General features: G+C 60.4%; 19 protein-coding genes. 8 read left to right on the forward strand and 11 right to left on the reverse strand.

The features are described from left to right. Positions 1-215 precede the first annotated feature (215 nt). From AC1D17_RS06270 to typA, 6 genes are all read left to right on the forward strand, one after another. A complete protein-coding gene (locus AC1D17_RS06270) occupies positions 216-479 on the forward strand; it encodes a hypothetical protein (protein WP_477564557.1) in 264 nt (87 codons plus the stop codon). A 118-nt stretch (positions 480-597) separates the two neighbouring features. Then, positions 598-1,239, forward strand: coding sequence for a LysE family translocator (locus AC1D17_RS06275; RefSeq protein WP_477564558.1), 642 nt, complete (start codon positions 598-600; stop codon positions 1,237-1,239). Positions 1,240-1,450: 211 nt separating this feature from the next. Continuing rightward, the gene (locus AC1D17_RS06280; protein ID WP_477564559.1) at positions 1,451-3,511 is read left to right on the forward strand and encodes a M3 family metallopeptidase; all 2,061 of its coding nucleotides are present in this window, start codon (positions 1,451-1,453) and stop codon (positions 3,509-3,511) included. A gap of 131 nt (positions 3,512-3,642) precedes the next feature. Next, positions 3,643-5,223 carry an alkaline phosphatase D family protein gene (locus tag AC1D17_RS06285; protein WP_477564560.1) on the forward strand — a complete coding sequence of 527 codons (1,581 nt, stop codon included), beginning with the start codon at positions 3,643-3,645 and terminating at the stop codon, positions 5,221-5,223. 130 nt (positions 5,224-5,353) lie between these two features. Then, complete coding sequence (locus AC1D17_RS06290; protein ID WP_477564561.1) at positions 5,354-6,979, forward strand: alkaline phosphatase D family protein; 1,626 nt, start codon at positions 5,354-5,356, stop codon at positions 6,977-6,979. Positions 6,980-7,116: 137 nt separating this feature from the next. After that, the gene (gene typA / locus AC1D17_RS06295; protein WP_477564562.1) at positions 7,117-8,946 is read left to right on the forward strand and encodes a translational GTPase TypA; all 1,830 of its coding nucleotides are present in this window, start codon (positions 7,117-7,119) and stop codon (positions 8,944-8,946) included. Between the two features lie 90 nt (positions 8,947-9,036). On the opposite strand, the gene gfa is transcribed toward typA, so the two are convergent. From gfa to AC1D17_RS06330, 7 genes are all read right to left on the reverse strand, one after another. Further along, positions 9,037-9,612, reverse strand: coding sequence for an S-(hydroxymethyl)glutathione synthase (gfa, locus tag AC1D17_RS06300; protein WP_477564563.1), 576 nt, complete (start codon positions 9,610-9,612; stop codon positions 9,037-9,039). Between the two features lie 228 nt (positions 9,613-9,840). Continuing rightward, positions 9,841-10,410 (reverse strand): CarD family transcriptional regulator, encoded by a 570-nt coding sequence (locus tag AC1D17_RS06305; RefSeq protein WP_264219797.1) that lies wholly within the window; start codon positions 10,408-10,410, stop codon positions 9,841-9,843. A 413-nt stretch (positions 10,411-10,823) separates the two neighbouring features. Continuing rightward, positions 10,824-11,162: a ferredoxin FdxA gene (gene fdxA, locus AC1D17_RS06310; protein ID WP_477564564.1), complete on the reverse strand. Its 339-nt coding sequence runs from the start codon at positions 11,160-11,162 to the stop codon at positions 10,824-10,826. Positions 11,163-11,378: 216 nt separating this feature from the next. Then, positions 11,379-11,792, reverse strand: coding sequence for an RNA-binding S4 domain-containing protein (locus AC1D17_RS06315; RefSeq protein ID WP_477564565.1), 414 nt, complete (start codon positions 11,790-11,792; stop codon positions 11,379-11,381). Positions 11,793-11,809: 17 nt separating this feature from the next. Next, positions 11,810-14,902, reverse strand: a complete 3,093-nt coding sequence (locus AC1D17_RS06320) for a helicase-related protein (RefSeq protein WP_477564737.1) — start codon at positions 14,900-14,902, stop codon at positions 11,810-11,812. A gap of 885 nt (positions 14,903-15,787) precedes the next feature. Next, complete coding sequence (gene phbB, locus AC1D17_RS06325) at positions 15,788-16,513, reverse strand: acetoacetyl-CoA reductase (protein ID WP_477564566.1); 726 nt, start codon at positions 16,511-16,513, stop codon at positions 15,788-15,790. 132 nt (positions 16,514-16,645) lie between these two features. Then, a complete protein-coding gene (locus tag AC1D17_RS06330) occupies positions 16,646-17,827 on the reverse strand; it encodes an acetyl-CoA C-acetyltransferase (protein WP_477564567.1) in 1,182 nt (393 codons plus the stop codon). Positions 17,828-18,049: 222 nt separating this feature from the next. Here AC1D17_RS06330 and phaR point away from each other — a divergent pair, with 222 nt between their 5' ends. After that, positions 18,050-18,631, forward strand: coding sequence for a polyhydroxyalkanoate synthesis repressor PhaR (phaR, locus tag AC1D17_RS06335; protein ID WP_477564568.1), 582 nt, complete (start codon positions 18,050-18,052; stop codon positions 18,629-18,631). 53 nt (positions 18,632-18,684) lie between these two features. Here phaR and AC1D17_RS06340 read toward each other — a convergent pair whose 3' ends face one another. The 4 genes from AC1D17_RS06340 to mtgA form a co-directional block, all read right to left on the reverse strand. Further along, a complete protein-coding gene (locus tag AC1D17_RS06340) occupies positions 18,685-19,092 on the reverse strand; it encodes a hypothetical protein (protein WP_477564569.1) in 408 nt (135 codons plus the stop codon). A 194-nt stretch (positions 19,093-19,286) separates the two neighbouring features. Next, the gene (gene rpmF / locus AC1D17_RS06345; protein WP_026203804.1) at positions 19,287-19,472 is read right to left on the reverse strand and encodes a 50S ribosomal protein L32; all 186 of its coding nucleotides are present in this window, start codon (positions 19,470-19,472) and stop codon (positions 19,287-19,289) included. Between the two features lie 159 nt (positions 19,473-19,631). Next, positions 19,632-20,279: a glutathione S-transferase family protein gene (locus AC1D17_RS06350; RefSeq protein ID WP_477564570.1), complete on the reverse strand. Its 648-nt coding sequence runs from the start codon at positions 20,277-20,279 to the stop codon at positions 19,632-19,634. Between the two features lie 78 nt (positions 20,280-20,357). Further along, positions 20,358-21,107, reverse strand: a complete 750-nt coding sequence (gene mtgA, locus AC1D17_RS06355) for a monofunctional biosynthetic peptidoglycan transglycosylase (RefSeq protein WP_477564738.1) — start codon at positions 21,105-21,107, stop codon at positions 20,358-20,360. Positions 21,108-21,266: 159 nt separating this feature from the next. On the opposite strand from mtgA, the gene AC1D17_RS06360 reads away from it, so the two are divergent. Beyond that, positions 21,267-22,175 (forward strand): polyprenyl synthetase family protein, encoded by a 909-nt coding sequence (locus tag AC1D17_RS06360; RefSeq protein ID WP_477564571.1) that lies wholly within the window; start codon positions 21,267-21,269, stop codon positions 22,173-22,175. Positions 22,176-22,179: the final 4 nt, after the last annotated feature.

Genomic DNA, 22,179 nt, shown 5'->3' on the forward strand with positions numbered 1-22,179 from the left:
AAAATTATAAGCTTTACTTATCAAATCGAACCCGACTCGACAAGTGAGCAGCTTGGCCCGGCCGACCGCATCAAGATACCGATCACAAAAAGATCACTTTGACGCACGCGCGATGACAACTGCGTGCCTCGCGGAGGCGTGATTTGAACGTGTCCGGAAGGCGGGTTCACAGTCTGCTGCGGGGCAATCGGCCCCGGCTCACTGGGAGAGATAACATGTTCAAGACAATTTTCGCCGCCACAGCCATGGTTGCCAGCCTGTCGGCTCCGGCCTTAGCTGCCGGCATGATGGCCTGCGATGACGCGTCGATCATGAAGACCGAGGAAATGGCCAAGGGCATGACCGATCCGATGAAGAAAGACGCGATGATGATGGCCATGAAGGAAGTCGACAGCGCCAAGATGGCGATGAAGGACGGCAAAACCGACGAGTGTTCGATGCATCTCGACAACGCCATGAAGGCGACCGAAGCCAAGTAAGCTGCGCGCCTGTCATGCGGGCTGGGCCTCGCCTGGTCCTGCCCGCAACCTGCCCCACCGCATCTTGACGGAATCATCGCCGCAAGGTCGAATGGATCTTCACGCGCGAGGAGATTCCATGACGCAGACCCTGCTTTTCGGCGCCTTCCTGGCCGCCCTCCTTTACGTCCTCATTCCCGGCCCTGCCTTTCTCGCTCTTCTCGGCATCGGTGCCGGGCAAGGCCGCAAGGCGGGTGCGCTGTTCATGGGCGGACATCTGGCCGGTGACCTGCTCTGGTCGACACTGGCCCTGGTGGCGATTGTCGGGGCAAAAACCATCGGCAGCACGGTCTTCGATATTCTCGGCCTTCTTTGCGGCTTCTATCTCGCCTGGATCGGCTGGAGCGCGCTGCGGGCCAAGCCGAACGGCGAGAACCGGCCTTTGTTGGCCATCAAGCGGCCGTATCGGCGTGGCCTCGTCTTCGGCCTGACCAATCCGAAGGGCTATCCGGTGGCACTGGCGACGTTTACAGCATTGCTCGCCGGCTCATCCAATGCTCTTGATTTTCATGCGCTGCCGGCGCTGCTCGCCGTTTCCTTCCTCGGGTTCCTTGTCGCCGATATCATACTCATCGGCATCATCGGCGCCTCGGTCGTGCGGCGCTTCTACCGCCGCCATGAACTGGCCATCGTGCGTCTATCCGGCGTGCTGTTCATGGGCTTTGCGGTGCAGGCCGTCTGGCATGCGGCACCCGGACTATTGGGAATGCGCAAACCTTGACCGGCGGCCCGCAAGCGCCCACCTGACAATCTTGATATTTCCACAATCGCTGCCGACAAGAGGACGCAGCCGCCACGACTGCATAGTTCCTTAAATCGGAATCGCTCCAAGGAAAATTATGCAGCAAATTTAAGTGCTACGGCGACCTTTGCGCGTCATTCAGGACGCGCGGCGCTGTAGCGAAACATACCGGAATACGAAAGGACTGCCCATGACGTCGAACCCCGCGCTGAACCCTGCCATTACAGACTGGAACGGCCCGGATGGGCTGCCGCGCTTCGAAGCGGTCAGCGACAGCGATTTTGCAGCGTCGTTCGAGGCGGCGCTTGCCGGACACGAAACCGAAATCGACGCCATTGCCGCCAATCCGGACGCTGCGACCTTCGAAAACACCATCATCGCCCTCGAGACCGCCGGCGACGCGCTGTCGCGGGTCTCGTCACTGTTCTGGAACCGGGCCGGCGCCCACACCAACGACGCCATCCAGGCGCTGGAGCGGGATATCTCACCGAAGATGTCGCGGCACTACTCGAAGATCGGCATGAACGCCGCCCTCTTTGCGCGGATCGATACACTCTGGGAAAAACGCAACAGCCTGGGCCTTGATCTCGAGCAGACGCGCGTGCTGGAGCGCCATTGGAAGGGTTTCGTCAAATCCGGCGCCAAGCTGCCGAAACCGGAACAGGAAACCTTGGCCGGGATCAACGAAAAGCTCGCGGGGCTGAGCACCCAATTCGGCCAGAACGTCCTTGCCGACGAAAAGGGATGGTCGCTTATTCTCACCGATGGGCCGGAGCTCGACGGGCTGCCGGATTTTCTCAAGGACGCCATGGCGTCGGCGGCCCGCGAACGCGGCGAAGACGGCAAATATGCCGTGACGCTGTCGCGCTCGATCATCGAGCCTTTTCTGACGTTTTCCGAGCGCCGCGATCTGCGCGAACAGGCTTTCAAGGCCTGGGTTGCCCGCGGCGAAAATCCGGGCGAGACCGACAATCGCGGCATCATCCGCGAGACGCTGGCGCTGCGCAGCGAGGTCGCCAAACTGCTCGGCTATGGCAACTTCGCCGAGTTGAAGCTCGACAACACCATGGCAAAGACCCCGGCCGCGGTGAACGATCTCTTGCGCGCAGTCTGGGAAAAAGCCGTGAAGCGCGCCCGCGAGGAAGAAGCCGATATCGCCGGGCTGATTGCTGAAGACGGCAAGAACCATGATGTGATGCCCTGGGACTGGCGCTTCTACTCCGAGCGCATCCGCGCCCGGAAGTTCAATTTCTCCGAAGCGGAACTGAAGCCCTACCTGCAGCTGGAAAAAATCATCGAGGCCTGCTTCGATGTCGCCAACCGGCTGTTCGGCATTCGCGCGGTCGAGAAGAAGGGCATCGTTGCCTATCATCCGGACGTGCGCGTCTTCGAGATCCGCGACGCTGAGAACAAGCTCGTCGCGCTTTTCCTCGGCGACTATTTCGCCCGCAGTTCGAAGCGGTCCGGCGCCTGGATGAGCGCATTCCAGTCCCAGCACAAGCTGCCGCTGAAAAACGGCAAAACAGGCGAAATGCCGATCATCTACAATGTCTGCAACTTCGCAAAGCCTGCAGACGGAAAACCGGCGCTGCTTTCGCTCGACGACGCCCGCACGCTGTTCCACGAATTCGGCCACGCGCTGCACGGCATGCTGTCGGACGTGACCTACCCCTCGGTCTCTGGCACGGCGGTTTCCCGCGATTTCGTCGAATTGCCATCACAGCTTTACGAACACTGGCTGACGGTGCCGGCGATCCTCAAGCAATATGCCGTGCATTTTGAGACCGGCGAGCCGATGCCGCAGGCCCTGCTCGACAAGGTTCTCGCTGCCCGCACCTTCAATGCCGGCTTCAATACGGTGGAATTCACCTCGTCGGCGATCGTCGACATGGAGTTCCATACCCGCGGCCCGATCGATGATCCGATGGCGGTCCAGGGCGAAATCCTTACTGAGCTCGGCATCCCGAAATCGCTGGTCATGCGTCACGCCTCGCCGCATTTCCAGCACATCTTCGCCGGCGGATATTCCGCCGGGTACTATTCCTACATGTGGTCGGAAGTGCTCGATGCCGACGCCTTCGCCGCCTTCGAGGAGACTGGGGATGCATTCGATACAGGGATGGCGAAGAAGCTGAAGGACCACATCTATTCCGTCGGCGGATCGATCGACCCGGAAGATGCCTACAAGACCTTCCGCGGCAAGCTGCCGAGCCCCGATGCGATGCTGGCCAAGAAAGGGCTGGCTGCCTGAAGCGCGGTTGAAAACCACGCGTCATAAAACGGAAATCGATCTGTCACCGCTCCTTCAGCGCGCCGACATGAATCCCTGCTTAATTCTGCGCCCGGGCGGCACGTTGCCCGGGTCTGGAACAGGAGATATGCATGTCGAATATACTGAAATCCGTCACCCGCCGGACGCTGCTTCAGGGCGTCGGCGCAACCGGTCTCGTCGCCGCTTCCGGCCTTGCGATGCCCTTCTACGCCCGCGCCGCCAATGCGCCGCAATTCACCCATGGCGTTCAATCGGGAGATGTCGATGCGTCCTCCGGCATGATCTGGACGCGCGTCGATCGTCCGTCCCGCATCCAGATGGAGATATCGACGGTCGAGAGCTTCAAGGACGCCGTCAAGCTGGCTCCGATGAACGCCCTGCCGGAAAGCGATTTCACCATGAAGCGGCTGATCGAAAACCTGCCGTCGGACCAGGATATCTTCTACCGCTTCGTTGCCGCCGACCTGCAGGATATCAATGTGGTCTCCGAGCCGATCGTCGGTCGTTTCCGCACCGGTCCGTCCTCGCGCCGCAGTGTCCGCTTCGCCTGGTCCGGCGACACGGCGGGCCAGGGTTTCGGTATCGATGAGAAGGGCATGTATACCTACGGCACGATGGCCAAGCATCAGCCCGACTTCTTCATCCATTCCGGCGACACGATCTATGCCGACGGCGCGCTCAAGGACAGTCTCGACCTGGCCGACGGCTCCAAGTGGATCAACAAGGTCGTGACCGAAGAGAAGCGCAAGGTTGCCGAAACGCTCGCCGAATATCGCGGCCAGTGGAAATACAATATGATGGACGAACACGTCCGTGCCCTGTCGGCCGTGTGTCCGACCTTCTTCCAGTGGGACGACCATGAGGTCCTCAACAACTGGTCGGATTCCAAGAACCTTATGGGCGACGACCGCTATACCGAAAAGTCCATCCACATGCTCTCGGCCCGCGCGGCCCGCGCCTTCCACGAGATGACGCCGATCCGCTACACGCCGGCCGAGCCCGGCCGTGTCTACCGCAAAATCTCCTATGGACCGATGCTGGACGTTTTCTTCATCGACCTCAGATCCTATCGCGGCCCCAATGGCGAGAGCAGGGAAACGGTGATCGACGACAACTCGCGTATTATCGGCGCCGAGCAGATCGCCTGGCTCAAGCGCGAACTCGCCAACTCGCGCGCCACCTGGAAGATCCTTGCCTGCGACATGCCGCTCGGTGTGATCGTCTGGGACAACTTCAAGGAGCTGAAGGGCGCGGAAGCCGTCGCCAACGGCGATAACGGCAAGGCCAGCGGCCGCGAACTCGAGATCGCCGACCTCCTGCGCTACATCAAGAATGCCGGCATCACCAACACCATCTGGCTGACCGCCGACGTGCACTACACGGCCGCCCATTATTACAATCCCGACAAGGCGCAATTCCAGGATTTCGCCCCGTTCTGGGAATTCGTCTCGGGTCCGCTGCATGCCGGCAGCTTTGGCCCGAACGACATGGACATGACCTTCGGCCCCGAAGTCAAGTTCGTCAGCGCGCCAACCAAGGAGCAGGGCCAGAACCTTCCGCCATCGGCCGGTCTGCAGTTCTTCGGCCTCGTCGATATTGACGGTGCAACCGAGCAGCTCACCGTTCGGCTGATGAACCGCGACGACCAGGAGCTGTGGAAGATCACCCTCGATCCTGCCCGCGCGGCCTGACGGGCACATACGCTGCGCGGTGAGACCGGATTTCCGGTCTCACCGCGCCTTTGGTGCTGCATTCGGGAGCGTGTAACAAAACTGTCGCCGAAGTTTCGGAAAACCGTCATTCCGCTTTCAAGAGGCTGACATGATCGGGCCGCTAGGCTGGCTCGGGTTTCACGTGATTCCCGAGACGGTACCGGAGGCCGATTTGGTCGATATTCAGGATACGCTGACCCGCCGCTCCTTTCTGCTTTCTGCAGGTGCTGCCGGGTTTGCCGCCACATCCGTTCTTGCCACGCCATTTTATGCCCGAAGCTACGGCAGGCCGTCTTTCACGCACGGCGTCCAGTCGGGCGATGTCGATACCAAGTCCGGCATGATCTGGACGCGGGCGGACCGGCCGTCGCGGATCGCGGTCGAATATTCGACAACCGAGAGCTTTTCCACCCCGGTGCGGCTGCCATCGATCGACGCGCTGCCCGGCAGCGACTTCACCGTGAAATGCGCTCTGAACCAGTTGCTGCCCGATCAGGACATTTTCTACCGCTTCACCGCGACCGATCTCTACGACAGCAACTCCGTTTCCGAACCGGTCACCGGCCGGTTTCGCACGGCGCCACTGCGCCGCCGCTCGGTTCGCTTCGTCTGGTCGGGCGATACCGCCGGACAGGGCTGGGGCATCGACGATACCGGCATGAAGACCTACTCGACCATGCAGCTGCACGAGCCGGATTTCTTCATCCATTCCGGCGATACGATCTATGCCGACAACCCGATCCCCGACGAAATTCCGCTGAGCGACGGCACGATCTGGAAGAACCGCATCGTCACGCCGGAAAAGCGCGAGGTTGCCCGCACGCTCGATGAATATAGGGGCCAGTGGAAATACAATCTGCTCGACGAGCACGTCCGCGCCCTGAATGCCACATGCCCGACCTTCTACCAGTGGGACGACCATGAGGTTTTGAACAACTGGTCGGCATCGACCGATCTGCGCGATGACCCGCGTTATCCGGACAAGGACGTCGCCGTCTACGCGAGCCGGGCCATGCAGGCCTTCCAGGAGATGACGCCGATCCGCGCCATTCCCGCCCAGCCAGGCCGCATCTTCCGCAAGGTCCCCTATGGCCGGCTGCTCGATGTCTTTTTCGTCGATCTGCGCTCCTATCGTGAAGCCAATCAGGGCGGCGGCAACGAGCTGTTCGGCTGGCGGCAGGCAGACTGGCTGAAACGGGAACTGGCCGCATCAAAGGCAACATGGAAGGTGATCGCCTGCGACATGCCCATCGGCCTCGTCGTCTGGGACGACTTTGCCAACAGGCGCGGCTCCGATGCAATCGCCAATGGCGACAATGGCAAGCCGGCCGGCCGCGAGACCGAATTTGCCGAAATCCTCACCTTCATCCGCGACAACGCCATCCAGAACATCGTCTGGCTGACGGCGGACGTGCACTACACCGCCGCCCATCACTACGATCCGGCCCGCGCCGCCTTCAAGGACTTCCTGCCGTTCTGGGAGTTCGTTTCCGGACCGCTGCACTCAGGCACGTATGGACCGAAGGAACTGGACATGACGTTCGGTCCCGATGTTCGTTTCATCAAGGCGGCAGGCACCGGCATCGACCAGAACCTGCCGCCGTCCGCCGGCCTGCAATTCTTCGGCCTTGTCGATATCAACGGCCAGACCGAACAGATGACGGTTCGGCTGATGGACCGGGACGACCGCGAACTCTGGCAGATCACGCTCGATCCGGCTGGAAATTCCGTATGAAACGGCGGCTGGATTCACCCTCTCTCAAGACTTTGCCGCCATCCCCCCTTTCGCAAATGCAAAAAAACCTGTATGAGCCGCGCAATTGAAGATGCGGCGTGCCTAAGATACGCCCCGAAACCTCCGAGTATTCACACATGAAAATGCGCAACATCGCGATCATCGCACACGTTGACCATGGGAAAACCACGCTTGTCGACGAACTTCTGAAGCAGTCGGGTTCGTTCCGCGACAACCAGCGCACGACAGAGCGCATGATGGATTCGAACGATCTCGAAAAAGAGCGCGGCATCACCATTCTTGCCAAGGCCACTTCGATCGAGTGGAAGGGTACCCGCATCAACATCGTCGACACCCCCGGCCACGCCGACTTCGGCGGTGAAGTCGAGCGTATCCTGTCGATGGTCGATGGCGCGATCGTTCTGGTCGACAGCTCGGAAGGTCCGATGCCGCAGACCAAGTTCGTGGTTTCCAAGGCGCTGAAGGTCGGCCTTCGCCCGATCGTCGCGATCAACAAGATCGACCGTCCGGACGGCCGCCACGAGGAAGTCATCAACGAAGTCTTCGACCTCTTTGCAAACCTTGACGCGACCGACGAGCAGCTCGACTTCCCGATCCTCTACGGTTCGGGCCGCAACGGCTGGATGAATCTCAATCCGGAAGGTCCGAAGGAAGAGGGCCTCGCGCCGCTTCTCGACCTCGTTCTCAAGCACGTTCCAGAGCCGAGCGTCGGCGACGAAGACGGCGCCTTCCGCATGATCGGCACGATCCTGGAAGCCAACCCCTTCCTCGGCCGCATCATCACCGGCCGCATCCACTCCGGTTCGATCAAGCCAAACCAGGCCGTCAAGGTTCTCGGCCAGGACGGCAAGCTGATTGAAAACGGCCGTATCTCCAAGATCCTCGCTTTCCGTGGCATCGAGCGTACACCGATCGACGAAGCGCATGCGGGCGACATCGTCGCGATCGCCGGCCTGTCCAAGGGTACGGTCGCCGACACATTCTGCGATCCCTCGGTCACCGAGGCGCTGCATGCCCAGCCGATCGACCCGCCAACGGTCACCATGTCCTTCATCGTCAACGACTCGCCGCTGGCCGGCACCGAAGGCGACAAGGTCACCTCGCGTGTCATCCGCGACCGCCTGTTCAAGGAAGCCGAAGGCAACGTCGCGCTGAAGATTGAAGAAGCCGAAGGCAAGGATTCGTTCTACGTCTCCGGCCGTGGCGAATTGCAGCTGGCCGTTCTGATCGAAACCATGCGCCGCGAAGGTTTTGAGCTTGCCGTATCGCGTCCGCGCGTCGTCATGCACAAGGACGAAGCCACCGGCCAGATGCTGGAGCCTGTCGAAGAAGTCGTCATCGACGTCGATGAGGAACATTCCGGCATCGTCGTCCAGAAGATGTCCGAGCGCAAAGCTGAAATGGCCGAGCTTCGCCCGTCCGGCGGCAACCGCGTTCGTCTGAAGTTCTTCGCACCGACCCGCGGCCTGATCGGCTACCAGTCGGAACTTTTGACCGACACGCGCGGCACCGCAATCATGAACCGCCTGTTCCACGAATATCAGCCTTACAAGGGCGATATTGGCGGCCGCGTTCAGGGCGTTCTGCTCTCCAACGACTCGGGCGAATCCGTTGCCTACGCCATGTTCAACCTGGAAGACCGCGGCCCGATGATCATCGACGCCGGCGAGAAGGTCTATGCCGGCATGATCATCGGCATCCACACGCGTGACAACGATCTGGAAGTGAACGTGTTGAAGGGCAAGAAGCTCACCAACATGCGCGCCTCCGGCAAGGACGAAGCCGTCAAGCTGACGCCGCCGATCCGCATGACGCTCGACCGCGCGCTGTCCTGGATCCAGGACGACGAGCTGGTCGAAGTGACGCCGAAGAACATCCGCCTGCGCAAGATGTACCTCGATAGCAACGACCGCAAGCGTTTCGAAAAGTCGCGCGGCGCGGCATAAGCAGACCGGTACCGGCGAAATATAAAAGGGCGCAGCGATATCGATCGCTGCGCCCTTTTTCGTTCCGGCCGGTGTATTCACCGGCTTACATCAGGATTTCAGAACACCGCTTTTCCTGGCTGTCCAGGTGGCGATGTAGTCCATCAGTGCATTGTTCAGGCAGTCGGACGGCGTCAGGCCGAGTTCGCTCAGACGGGCGCGGATGGCCGGCATATCGTCGGGATCCGTGCCGGATTCGATAATCGAGGAAACGAAGGCGGCGAAACCGGGTGGTGACCAGCCGTCTTCCTGGAAGCGTTCCGGGTGGATGAAATCCAGCCCCTGGAACGGATGCTCGCGCACCACCGGGCCGTACATATGAACGCCGCAGCCCTTACAGGCATGGCGCTGGATCAATGCCGTCTTGTCTACGACCTCAAGCTTGTCGCCGTTTTCGAGCACGGTAATCTTGTCATGCGGAACGACCGCGACGACCGAAAACGTCGCTCCGGCCGGTTTCCAGCATTTGGTGCAGCCGCAGGCGTGGTTATGGGCGACGTCGCCCTCGACTTTGACCCGCACAGGCCTGTCGGCGCACGCGCAGACCAGAACGCCGCCCGTGAAGCCGGACGCGCCCTTGAGCATACCCTTGTCGAGCAATGGATGTAGAGAAACGGTAGCAGGCATGTTCTCCTCCCGTGCCGGGTTTTGTGTATCCCGCCTCCCCCACGCCGGCAGATCGCAGCAAGGCGTCTCACGCGGCAGCATATCACGATGGCGGAAAGAGTCTTCCGGCATCCCAAGCACACCGGAAGCGGCATGTGCCTCCGGATCCCCGGTCCCCTGCGGCACGGCACAAAAAAACCCTGTCATCGCTGACAGGGTTTTTGAATGGAACCACCGTTTGACCGGTGCTTACGCTGCTTCTTCCTGCGCGTCGTCTTCTTCGATAGCCTTGCCGCGCTTCGGCCCCTTGTTCAGGTTCGTTTCGACAAGGCGAACAGCTTCCGTTTCCGACATCTTGTTCACGGCTGCGATTTCGCGCGCCATGCGATCAAGTGCGGCTTCGTAAAGCTGACGTTCGGAATAGGACTGTTCCGGCTGGTTTTCAGCCCGGTAGAGGTCGCGCACGACTTCGGCGATCGAGATCAGGTCCCCGGAATTGATCTTGGCATCATATTCCTGCGCACGGCGGGACCACATGGTCCGCTTGACGCGTGCCCTGCCCTGGACGACCTTCAATGCACGTTCGACGAAATCGGTCTCAGAGAGCTTACGCATGCCAATGGAGACGGCTTTTGCGACCGGCACCTTGAGGCGCATCTTGTCTTTTTCGAAATCGATGACAAACAGTTCGAGCGACATGCCCGCAACCACCTGGTCTTCAATTGCTACAATTTGTCCAACGCCATGTGCCGGGTAAACGATCGATTCACCGGTCTTGAAGCCATGGCGTGTTGAAGATTTTTTCTGCTGGGTCGTCATTCGTTTCAAAAACTCCCTGTTACGCTCCCGGCAACAGGCCGGGGGCCGGGTCAGTCAGGCCCGGGATGGACGGGGGCACCGTCGGGTGACTCCATGCTGATCCGTTCCAACGGTCGTCAAATCGATCTACTGTGAGGCGATCACACACAAGCAACTGCCGTTGCGTATTTGGGGTCAGCCGCGCAGTGGGATTCTTTTGCTTTCGTGATGGTTTCGGGCACACGTAAGTGCCACGGTGTGGATCAGTATTTTGACCCTATCATAAAAAACAGCGGAAATCAATAATTTGCTTTACAACGGCCATCAAGGCCAACCAGCCCGTCACGGACATAGTTAAGCCATGATTCCCCAAATTCCGCCATTTTTTGCAGCCGGGAAAACCAACCCGCGACCGGCTGCCCAAAGCCTATCGGTCAGTCGCCCTGACCGGGCTTCGACGAAAAGTATTTCTCGTACTTGCCTTCTTCGCCGTCCATTTCCTTGGCTTCCGGCATCTCATCACGCTTGACGGTGAGATTGGGCCATTGTGTGGCGAATTCGGCATTCAGCTTCAGCCACTTGTCGAGGCCCGGTTCGGTATCGGGCTTGATGGCCCCGGCCGGACATTCCGGTTCGCAGACGCCGCAATCAATGCACTCGTCAGGATGAATGACCAGAAAATTCTCACCTTCGTAGAAGCAGTCCACCGGGCACACTTCAACGCAATCGGTATATTTGCAGCGTATGCAATTGTCGGTCACGACATACGTCATGAGGTACTCCAGCGATTCTCACGTTTGACGGCAGACAGGAACCAGAAGAGAGGTCCGCTTATCCGCATCCGTTCGGGGATACCAGCCCGCCAACGTCTTTCGGGACGCAACATGGCTGCTCATTTACCCCGTGAGGTAAAGGCTTTGCAGGGGCTTTGCAAGAATAATCCATGCGCCAAACGGCCGCCCCGCGGGACAGTTTTCTAATCCTGTTTCCTATTCCTCATGCCAGCCCTGCTTGAGCCTGTCGACGTCGCGGCGTTCCTTCTTGGTCGGCCGGCCGCTGCCGCGCTCGCGGGTTGCCTGCTCAAAGGCATTCGGCTTTTCGCCGGGAACAACCGCCGGGGTCAGGTCTTCATAGAGAAGGCGGGCTTCCTCGTAAGGTCCGCGCCGGACGCCGGGAAGCAGAACGCGCACGGTGGTGTCGCGCCGGTCAAGAGAGACAACAACCACATCGCCGGCTTTCACCGCATGCGAGGGCTGGGTAATCCGGGCATCGTTCACACGGACATCGCCGGACTCGATCGCCTTCTGGGCGATCGAGCGGGACTTTTGCAGGCGCGTGAAGAACAGCCATTTGTCGAGACGCTGGCGGAGAACCGGCAGGGACTGAGGCTGTTTTCCACCCATCCTGTTACCTTGGGGCCTTATTTCTTCATCTGCTCCTTCAGGGCAGCGAGCTTGGCGAAAGGCGAATCCGGATCCATCGGCTTTTCCTTGCGCGGCGGGCGGGCCTCGAACTTGGCGGCCTGCGGCTTTCCGCCGCGGTCGTTGCGATCCGGACGATCCTGGCGGTCGCCCTTTTCATGCCGCTGGCCGCCCTGGGGCTTGCCGCCGTCACGGCCGCGATTGCGGTCAGGCCTGCCGCCGCCACCCGGCTTGCGATTGTCGTCGCCGCGCGCGTCACGGCGGCCTTCACCGTCACGGCGTGGCTCGCCGCCTTCACGGCGGGCTTCGCCCTGCGGTGCCCGGTTATTGCCGCCGCGGCGATCACCCTGAGGGCGTCCGCCCGAGCGCTGGTTGTCGTTGCGGCTACCCGGACGCCACAGAAGCACCGGCTTGGCTTCAACGGGCTCGGCCAGTTCGCCGGCCTGCCCCGCGATCACGGCCTGCTCAGCGGCTGCAGCCGCAGCGGCAACTGGAGCAGTCTCCGTTGCGGTTTCAGGCGCAGGCTCGGAAGCAGTGGCCTCTTCACCGGCTGCATCCGCATCATCATGATCGGCCGTTTCAGCCGGAGCTTCGGAATCCGCAGTATCCGCTGCCGGTGCGGCAGATCCGGACTGCGCGGCGAGGAATGCAGCGGCATCCTCCACCTTCACGGCATCGGCCCGGTAACCGAGACCCTTGAGGATCTCTTCCATATCGTCCGGCGTGGCACCGAGGATGGAAAGCATTGCCGTCGTCGCGGTAAAGCGGCGGCCGTCATAGGCACCGTCCGGACGCGCCGTCGTGCCCGGCTTCCACTGCAGGAGCGGACGGATCAGGTCAGCCAGGCGCTCGAGGATATCGATGCGGACGGCACGCTTTCCAAGGAAACGGAAACCGGCCAGCTTGTAGAAAGTGCGCTCGAAGGCCGGGTCTGTGACCACCGAGGTGCGGCCTGCGGCCAGCACCGGGATAAGATCGCCGTAGCCGGGCTTGTCGAGACCGTCGTTCTTCAACGCCCAGAGAAGGGTGATGAGTTCCGCCGGAGCCGGCTTCAGAAGCGCAGGCATGAAGATGTGATAGGCGCCGAAGCGGATGCCATGGCGGCGGATCGAGGCGCGGGCCTCCTGGTCCAGCGACTTGACGTCATCGGCGACATCGCGGCGGAACATGACGCCGAGATTTTCAACGAGCTGGAAAGCCAGCCCCTTGGCGAGACCTTCAAGATCTTCGGCGCGCGAGAGATCGTCGAGCGGCTTGAGGACCGTCGAGATATGATGATTGACGAAGCGCTCGATGCGGGCGAGCACATGCTCGCGGGCATTGCCCTGCAGCTGCTCGTCGGCGAGCAACAGCACGCGCGGACGCATCACATGGTCGCTGGCCGTCAGCCGCGCCACAGGGTCGCCGAGCCAGCGCACGAGACCATCCGACGACAAGGCCAGATCAGCATTGCCCGCGGCATGCAGCCTTGCCGCACGCGCTTCGAACTCGAGAGCCAGCGCCTTTTGCGCAGCCCCTTGCGCTGCACGCGCGTCGAGACCATCTGTCACTGTCGCCAGCGTGAAACGGAACCCGGCCAATTGTCCCACATGATGACCTTCAACGAAGACATCGCCATTTACACTGATTTCAGCTTCCAACATCGCATTCTCTCTCAGGCGCTTCATGAGCACAGATGTCCTGCGATCAACAAAGCGTTTCGTCAACCTTTCATGTAACGCGTCGGACAATCGATCCTCGATTTCCCGCGTCTTTTCTTGCCAGTGTGTCGGATCGGCAAGCCATCCCGGACGGTTGGACACATAGGTCCATGTCCTGATTTGTGCAATTCTCGCGGACAATGTGTCGATTTCACCATCCGTATGGTCCGCGCGGCGAACCTGTTCGGCCATGAAATCTTCGTTCACTGTGCCACGCCGGACGAGATCGGCATAGAGTGTCGAAATCAGATCGGCATGTTGCGCCGGCGTTATACGCCGGTAGTCGGGAAGTGCACAGGCCTCCCACAATTTTTCTACACGCTCAGGTGTCGTCGCGACACTTGTAACTTCCGGATAGCGCGAAAGATAGTCCAAAGCCTGCTGATCGACAGCCGGCAGGGCCCGCGTCAGCCCGTGCACGGCGGGTGGGGCATCCAGACTCTTTTTCAGGGCCTGGATAGACGCATAGTTGAGGGACTTCGACCGCCACTGCAGCACGCGCACCGGATCGAACTGATGCGATTCGATCCGGTGGACCAGTTCGTTGTCGAATGGCTCCACCCGCGAGGTGACACCGAATGTTCCGTCGCGCAGATGGCGGCCGGCGCGGCCGGCGATCTGCGCCAGTTCGCCTGGATTGAGATTGCGGAACTGGTAGCCGTCATATTTGCGGTCCTGGGCGAAGGCGACATGATCGACGTCAAGGTTCAAGCCCATGCCGATCGCGTCTGTCGCCACCAGATACTCGACATCGCCGGCCTGATAGAGCGCCACCTGCGCATTGCGCGTGCGGGGCGACAGGGCGCCGAGCACGACGGCGGCACCGCCGCGCTGACGGCGGATCAATTCGGCGATCGCATAGACTTCCTCGGCCGAAAACGCGACGATTGCGGTCCGTTGCGGCAGGCGCGTGATCTTCTTGGAGCCGGCATAGAGAAGCTGAGACAGCCGGGGGCGCTCGACGACGGTGATACCCGGCAGCAGATGTTCAAGGATCGGCCGCATGGTGGAAGCGCCGAGCAGCAGTGTCTCGACGCGGCCGCGCAGATGCATCAGCCGGTCGGTAAAGATATGGCCACGCTCCAGGTCGCCGGCGAGCTGCACCTCATCGATAGCGACGAAGGCAGCCTTGGTCTCGCGCGGCATCGCCTCGACGGTGCAGACCGAGAAGCGGGCCATATGCGGCGTAATTTTCTCCTCGCCGGTGATCAGCGCGACATTGTGGGCGCCGACCTTTTCGACCACACGCGTATAGACCTCGCGCGCCAGCAGGCGCAGGGGCAGGCCAATGACGCCAGACTCGTGTGCGACCATGCGCTCGATCGCATAATGCGTCTTGCCGGTATTCGTGGGGCCGAGCACCGCGATCACGCCGCGGCCGCTCAAGATCATCGGTTGGTCAGGCACTATATCGATCCTGCGCACTTTCAGTCTGCGAAGGCCATTTACGGCGTTTCAAGGCCGTTTTAACCGGCGCAGAACACATGCCCACGCAAAAGCACAAACGCAAGGGGCGCGGGGTCACGAAACGTGCAAATGGGGCATTCGGCCCATATTTCCACCCTCAATTTCCAGAATCCGGAACAGCGGTGGAACGAATCAGCGACGAAACGCAGACTCGACCGGATTCAGGTTTTGTTCACCGCTAGATGTTGACTTCCTAAGCCGGATTCGCACCAAATGCTGAATCGATGTTTTTGGCGTCAATTTGCTCAAAAAATGAACATTGCAAACCACGCGGCAAGCGTGACGATTTTGAGATTCAGAATCCAAATAGCTGAATACACAGGAAAAATTAACCATGCTTCCGCGGGAGCAAAATACCCCTCAAATATTAGTAATTTTTAAAGTATAAGCCAGAACAAAACGGGTACTCATCGTAGGAGCAACCGTTTTCGGCGCGATTTCCGCCCGTCCGGTGTTTCCACGGAGATGCACGTCCTTCGCCAGATTCAGATCGGAATTCAAACTGACAATTGTCCGCGCGGCCCCGATTGGGGCGAGGTAACGGCGGCCGCCCAAACAGCCGTCCAGGCTTATTTTCACCGCCCCGTTAACACCTCAACCAAAGCAGGAACGAATCGGCGACATATCACAGACGCAGCCTGTTTCCCGATTTGTTCACCGCAACATATGGTGTGAAATCAAATTATCAACCATATGAAACGGTGGATAAACCCAGATCCGGCTTCAAACCTGGCCCGGCGCGTTAAACTTTTCCGGCAAAGCAAAACGGCGCCCGTGAAGGCGCCGCTGGCTATAAATTGACAAGCTTGTTCAGACGAAGAACTGGCCGCCATTGGCCGAGATCGTCGATCCCGTGATAAATCCCGCATCATCCGAAGCCAGGAAGACCACGCAGCGTGCGATTTCCTCCGGCTCGCCGAGGCGGCCAACGGGTATCTGCGGGATGATGCGCTCGGTCAACACCTTCTCCGGGATGGCCCGCACCATTTCCGTGCCGATATAGCCCGGGCAAATGGCGTTGACGGTGATGCCCTTGGCAGCGCCCTCCTGCGCCAAAGCCTTGGTAAACCCGAGATCACCAGCCTTGGCCGCCGAATAATTGACCTGCCCCATCTGGCCTTTCTGGCCGTTGATCGAGGAAATATTGATCACCCGGCCGAAGTTGCGGTCACGCATGCCCGTCCAGATCGGATGGGTCATGTTGAAAAGGCCGGTGAGGTTGGTATTGATAACGGCGCCCCAGTTCTCCGGCGTCATCTTGTGGAACATGGCGTCGCGGGTGATGCCGGCATTGTTGACCAGCACCTCCACCGGGCCGAGTTCATCGACGACACGGGCTATGCCGGCGGTACAGGCCGCATAGTCGGACACATCCCATTTGTAAGTCGGAATACCGGTGGCTTCGGTAAAGGCCCGAGCCGTCTCGTCATTGCCGGCGTAATTTGCCGCGACCTTGTATCCTGCCGCCTTCAAGGCAATGGATATTGCCGCGCCGATACCGCGCGACCCGCCTGTGACCAATGCTACCCTGCTCATCCGGTTCTCTCCCCTGCTGCATCATTCTTGTTTAGACGCCGGCGCTCGACGGCGCAGAACAGTTCTTCCGGCTCTCGCCATGAAATTTTCTCCGGCCTCAAAAGGCCGGAGCAATCACCTCATCCTAGATTGTCACAGCCGCTCGACACACATGGCGACACCCATGCCGCCACCGATGCAGAGCGTCGCAAGCCCCTTGGACACGCCACGACGCTTCATCTCGAACAGAAGCGTATTGAGCACGCGCGCACCGGACGCACCGATCGGATGGCCGATGGCAATGGCGCCGCCATTGACGTTGACGATCGACGTATCCCAGCCGAGATCCTTGTTGACGGCGCAGGCCTGGGCCGCAAACGCCTCGTTGGCTTCGACAAGCTCGACATCGGCAACAGACCAGCCGGCCTTTTCCAGAGCCTTGCGGGAGGCCGGGATCGGGCCGGTTCCCATGATCTGCGGATCGACGCCGGCGGTTGCCCAGGAGACGATGCGGGCGAGCGGCTGAATGCCACGGCGTCCGGCTTCGGCCTCGGTCATCAGAAGCGTTGCAGCGGCACCGTCGTTCAGCCCCGAAGCGTTGGCGGCGGTGACTGTGCCTTCCTTGTCGAAGGCCGGACGAAGCTTCGTCATTGATTCGAGCGTCGCGCCATGGCGGATATACTCGTCCTGATCGACGGTGACGTCACCCTTGCGGCCTTTGACGATGAACGGAATGATCTCGTCGACAAAACGTCCGGCCTTCTGGGCAGCCTCGGCCTTGTTCTGTGACCCGAGCGCAAACACATCCTGGTCCTCGCGCGAAAGCTGCCATTTCTTGGCGACATTCTCAGCCGTCGTACCCATGTGATAACCGTAGAAAGCGTCGGTCAGGCCGTCCTTGATCATCGTATCGACCATCTTGAAATCACCCATCTTGACGCCACCGCGCAAGTGCGCGCAGTGCGGTGCCATCGACATGGATTCCATGCCGCCGGCAACGATGATCTTCGCATCGCCGGTTGCAATCTGCTGCATGCCGAGCGCGACTGCGCGCAAGCCCGAGCCGCAAAGCTGGTTCATGCCCCAGGCGGTCGCCTCCTGCGGAATGCCGGCTTTCATCGCCGCCTGGCGGGCCGGGTTCTGGCCTTCGCCGGCTGAGAGAACCTGACCCAGGATCACCTCGTCGACTTCGGCGGCCGCGACACCGGCGCGCTCGAGCACCCCTTTGATGACTGCGGCACCAAGTTCATGGGCGGGGGTATTGGCGAAGGAGCCGTTGAACGATCCAACCGCGGTGCGGCCCGCGCTGGCGATGACGATGGAGGGAGTGCTCATCAGATATTTCCTCGTTCTTTTTCGCAATTGCTGAAGACTGGCAAAGGTCATCGCTCAAGTCAAACGCCTTGATGCAGCGGCGRCAGTTTCGCATCGCAATCCGGGGCCGACGCGAAATTTTGCACCTGCGTCCACGCAACGCACAAAGAGATTGTCAGAACCGGTTTTTTGCGGATACTCTGAAAAACATAATAAAGACGGGAGCATGGGGAGGAGACCCAGATGGCTAAACACGACGGTCAGATCGTAATCAAGAAATACGCCAACCGGAGGCTCTACAATACCGGGACAAGCACCTATGTGACGCTCGACGATCTTGCCGTGATGGTGAAAAAGGGAGAGGAGTTCACCGTCCAGGACGCAAAATCGGGCGACGACATCACCCATTCAGTGCTCACCCAAATCATCTTCGAACAGGAATCCAAGACCGGCAACACGCTTTTGCCGATATCCTTCCTGCGCCAGCTGATCTCGTTCTACGGCGACCAGATGCAGATGGTGGTGCCGAGCTACCTCGAGCATTCGATGCAGGCCTTTACCGACCAGCAGGTGCAGATGCGCGAACAGATCAACAAGGCCTTCGGCGATACGCCGCTGGGCAAAAATCTGGCGGTGCCGCTGCAACTGGTGGAAGAACAGGTCAAGCGCAATACCGATCTTTTCCATCAGGCCATGCAGATGTTTTCGCCCTTTATGGCGGCAGCGCCAGCTGCCAAGGAACCGCGCAAGGCGGAAGCCAAGGATATTGATGAACTCAAGGAACAGCTGCGCGCCCTGCAGACGAAGCTGGAAAACCTAGGCTGACACGCCTTGTGCCGCGCCCGCTTCAAACGGCTGCGGCACACCTCAAGGCTCCATCAAAGCCCGATAGAGACGTCCCGCCCTGCCGTGCGCATCGACACGGAGAAGCCGGCAATGACATCGATAAAGCTGATCGTCATCAGGATGAAGAAGACGTGGGTCGCGGCATTGGCGACCAGCAGGAACTCGACCAGGAAGACGATGAACAGCACCATCGACAACAGATGATCCATCAGCGCCTTGGAACTGATGCGGGTTGCCTTGAGAATTTCAACGAAGAGCAGGGCAAGCGCGATAACGATCATCAGATCACCGGCACTCATCGTCCAGACGGCGCCGGACAGCATGGTCATCGAGAAAACCGTGTTTTCGAATACCGCGACACCGCCGCTTCCAAGCAGGCCCAGCATTCCCAGATTGTAGAGAATGAACGGCACGATCAGCAATGGAATGGCGGCAATCATCGGCAAAGGCTCCCAATGTCTCGTCTCAGCCTCCCGGCTAAGCGTTGAACGTTATGTGCCCCACGACGCAGCGAGCGTCAAGAAAATGGCCGCGGGAAGGCTACAGCAGCGCACGAGACTGCCGTGATGCAGGAAACAGAAAAAGGGCCGGCGAAAAGCCAGCCCTTCAAATGACAGCCTGACGGCGCCGCTGATTAAGCGGAAGCCTTCGGGGTCAGAACCTGACGGCCGCGGTACATGCCGGTCTTCAGGTCGATGTGGTGCGGACGGCGCAGTTCGCCGGAGTTCTTGTCTTCGACGTAGGTCGGAGCCTTCAGCGCGTCAGCGGAACGGCGCATACCGCGCTTGGACGGGCTTGTTTTTCTTTTAGGTACAGCCATTTCATACTCCACTTATCGGGCAAAACTCTGTTGATCGACCAGACCGTTGGCCGGGACAAACAGATGTCAATCTCGGAATTTGCCGGGCTTATACATGCCCAACAGGCGTTTGACCAGTCCCTGCAGGCATTTTTTCGCAAGGGTGGCGGCAGAAACGGATCAGGCCTCGTCCTCCGGCACGATCCAGGTTTCCTTCAGCGCCGCCTCCTGCCACTTGCGGAAGGCCGGGTGGGTCTTCACCGCGTCCATGTATTCCAGCGAGCCGGGATTGCGGGTGAGGTCGTAAATCTCAAAGCGGTTGACCACAGGCGCGAACATCGCGTCGGCCGCGGTAAAGCTGCCAAACAGGAACGGACCGCCGGATCGTGCAATCGCTTCGCGCCAGATCGTCTCGATCCGCTCGACATCGTCCATGACGCCATCCGGCAGGTCGATCGCCTTCTTCTCACGGCGGATGTTCATCGGGCAGGCATTACGAAGCGCCCGGAAGCCGGCGAGCATCTCCATCGAGTAGCTGCGGGCAACGGCGCGCTCGGCTGGATCCTTGGGCCAGAGCCCGGCGTCCGGAAAGAGCTCGGCGGCGTATTCGATGATCGCCAGCGATTCCCAGACACGGATATCGCCGTGATGCAGGACCGGGACGCGGCCGGTCGGCGAGATATCCTTGAACCGCGGATTTCCAGCCGGAAAATCGAACGGAATGACGACATCCTCGAACGGCACGCCGCAGGCTTCCAGCGCCAGCCAGGGCCGCAACGACCAGGAGGAATAGTTCTTGTTGCCGACATAGAGCGTAAGCTTGGTCACTGGTCTTCTCCGATCCTTATGAGACGAGGCCTGCTATAGATGACGCACCGGCTTCGCGGCCAATGAAAAGACCTGATCTCACTCATAAAGGCATTTGATATATTCACCGGACCGGCCGGCGCGGCGTTCGATCAGAGAGGCGAGACGCCTGAGACCCCGGCCGGGTTTACCGGCGTTACGCTCGAACGGGTTGGGCAGCGATACGGCAAGAAGTGCTGCCTGCCGCCGGGTGAGCTTTGCTGCCGAGACGCCGAAATGGTGTCTTGCCGCCGCTTCGGCACCGTAGATGCCGGGCCCCCATTCGGCGACATTGAGATAGAGCTCCATCATCCGCTGCTTGCTCCAGATGAAATCGGACACAAGCGCCAGCGGCAGCTCCATCCCCTTGCGAAGGAAGGAGCGGCCGTTCCACAAGAACAGGTTCTTGGCTGTCTGCATCGGGATCGTCGAAGCGCCACGGGTCGATTCCCCTTCCAGGGCATCATAAACGACGCCGCGCATCTGTATCCAGTCGACACCGTCGTGAATGCAGAACTGGCCGTCCTCCGACATCATCACCGATTGCACCAGATGGGGCGAGATATCCTCGAAGGACACCCACTGACGGTCATAGCCGCGGAAAAGCAGCAGATCGCGCAGCATCAGCGTCGAAATCGGATGGATAAAGCTTGGCGCGTAAAGGACGATCAGAACATAGGGCAACAGGATGATTGCGATCGCAATCAAGGCGATCTGCCGCCAGCGCCGCTGCAAGGCCTGACCCCATACTCGCGAACGGCTGGAAGACACGTCCTCTTCCTCCCCCCGAGTTTCCGGTACGATGTCCACGCCTGAAACGCCCGCCTGATAATCCATCCAATTTTCATAGAGCAAGCGCCGGTAAAATTGAACGGTTTTCTCGATAACGCACAGCAAGCCTGATGAGCGCCTGCCAATATGGTAAAATCCCGTTGCCAGCGGGCGCGCAGTCATGCCAAACACCGCCGCATGAGCGAGACATCCTTCGAAACCCGCCTGAAGACCAACGCAGCAGACATCGAGGCCTGCCTCGCCGGCATTCTCTGCGAACAATCACAGGCGGACGAAATCGCCCGCCCCGCCCCCCTGCTCGCCGCCATGCGCCACGGAGTGCTGAACGGCGGCAAGCGCCTGCGTCCATTCCTGGTGATGGAAAGCGCTGCCCTCCTGGGTGGCGACCGGCAGGCCGCCCTGCGCGTTGGCGCAGCTCTTGAATGCGTGCACAGCTACTCGCTTGTGCATGACGATCTTCCGGCCATGGACGACGATGACCTGAGGCGCGGCCAGCCGACGGTGCATATCGCCTATGGCGAGGCCAACGCGATCCTTGCCGGCGACAGCCTCTTGACGTTGGCGTTCGACATTGTCGCTGCGCCGGAAACGAACCTTACCGACCGGCAGAAGACCGAGCTGGTGCTGGCGCTGGCGCGCGCCTCCGGCATCGGCGGCATGGCCGGCGGCCAGGCGCTGGATCTGGCAGCGGAGACATCAGCACCCGGCGAAGCTGCAATCGTCACCCTGCAGGCGATGAAAACCGGCGCGCTGATCCGCTTTGCCTGCGAAGCGGGTGCGATCATCGCCGCAAGCAGCCCGGACGAACGGCGGCTGATGCGCAAATATGGCGAAACCATCGGCCTTGCCTTCCAGCTGGCCGACGATCTGCTTGACCTGACGGCGGACGCCCAGACGATGGGCAAGGCAACCGGCAAGGATGCGGCCCGGGGCAAGGGCACGCTGGTCTCGCTGCGCGGTCAGGCCTGGGCCGAGAAGGAGCTGGCGCGGCTGGCGGCAGAAGCAGAAACGCTCATGGCGCCGTTCGGCGACAAGGCTGACGTCCTTGTGCAAGCGGCCCGGTTCGTTGCCAATCGGAGCCACTAGCCCG

It is taken from the genome of Pararhizobium sp. P1_E7 (assembly GCF_056405855.1).

Bases quoted from the DNA above. Each gene is read 5' to 3' on its own strand.
- AC1D17_RS06270 (WP_477564557.1), top strand. From the start codon at position 216: ATGTTCAAGACAATTTTCGCCGCCACAGCCATGGTTGCCAGCCTGTCG.
- AC1D17_RS06275 (WP_477564558.1), top strand. From the start codon at position 598: ATGACGCAGACCCTGCTTTTCGGCGCCTTCCTGGCCGCCCTCCTTTAC.
- AC1D17_RS06280 (WP_477564559.1), top strand. From the start codon at position 1,451: ATGACGTCGAACCCCGCGCTGAACCCTGCCATTACAGACTGGAACGGC.
- AC1D17_RS06285 (WP_477564560.1), top strand. From the start codon at position 3,643: ATGTCGAATATACTGAAATCCGTCACCCGCCGGACGCTGCTTCAGGGC.
- AC1D17_RS06290 (WP_477564561.1), top strand. From the start codon at position 5,354: ATGATCGGGCCGCTAGGCTGGCTCGGGTTTCACGTGATTCCCGAGACG.
- typA (WP_477564562.1), top strand. From the start codon at position 7,117: ATGAAAATGCGCAACATCGCGATCATCGCACACGTTGACCATGGGAAA.
- gfa (WP_477564563.1), bottom strand. From the start codon at position 9,612: ATGCCTGCTACCGTTTCTCTACATCCATTGCTCGACAAGGGTATGCTC.
- AC1D17_RS06305 (WP_264219797.1), bottom strand. From the start codon at position 10,410: ATGACGACCCAGCAGAAAAAATCTTCAACACGCCATGGCTTCAAGACC.
- fdxA (WP_477564564.1), bottom strand. From the start codon at position 11,162: ATGACGTATGTCGTGACCGACAATTGCATACGCTGCAAATATACCGAT.
- AC1D17_RS06315 (WP_477564565.1), bottom strand. From the start codon at position 11,792: ATGGGTGGAAAACAGCCTCAGTCCCTGCCGGTTCTCCGCCAGCGTCTC.
- AC1D17_RS06320 (WP_477564737.1), bottom strand. From the start codon at position 14,902: ATGATCTTGAGCGGCCGCGGCGTGATCGCGGTGCTCGGCCCCACGAAT.
- phbB (WP_477564566.1), bottom strand. From the start codon at position 16,513: ATGAGCAGGGTAGCATTGGTCACAGGCGGGTCGCGCGGTATCGGCGCG.
- AC1D17_RS06330 (WP_477564567.1), bottom strand. From the start codon at position 17,827: ATGAGCACTCCCTCCATCGTCATCGCCAGCGCGGGCCGCACCGCGGTT.
- phaR (WP_477564568.1), top strand. From the start codon at position 18,050: ATGGCTAAACACGACGGTCAGATCGTAATCAAGAAATACGCCAACCGG.
- AC1D17_RS06340 (WP_477564569.1), bottom strand. From the start codon at position 19,092: ATGATTGCCGCCATTCCATTGCTGATCGTGCCGTTCATTCTCTACAAT.
- rpmF (WP_026203804.1), bottom strand. From the start codon at position 19,472: ATGGCTGTACCTAAAAGAAAAACAAGCCCGTCCAAGCGCGGTATGCGC.
- AC1D17_RS06360 (WP_477564571.1), top strand. From the start codon at position 21,267: ATGAGCGAGACATCCTTCGAAACCCGCCTGAAGACCAACGCAGCAGAC.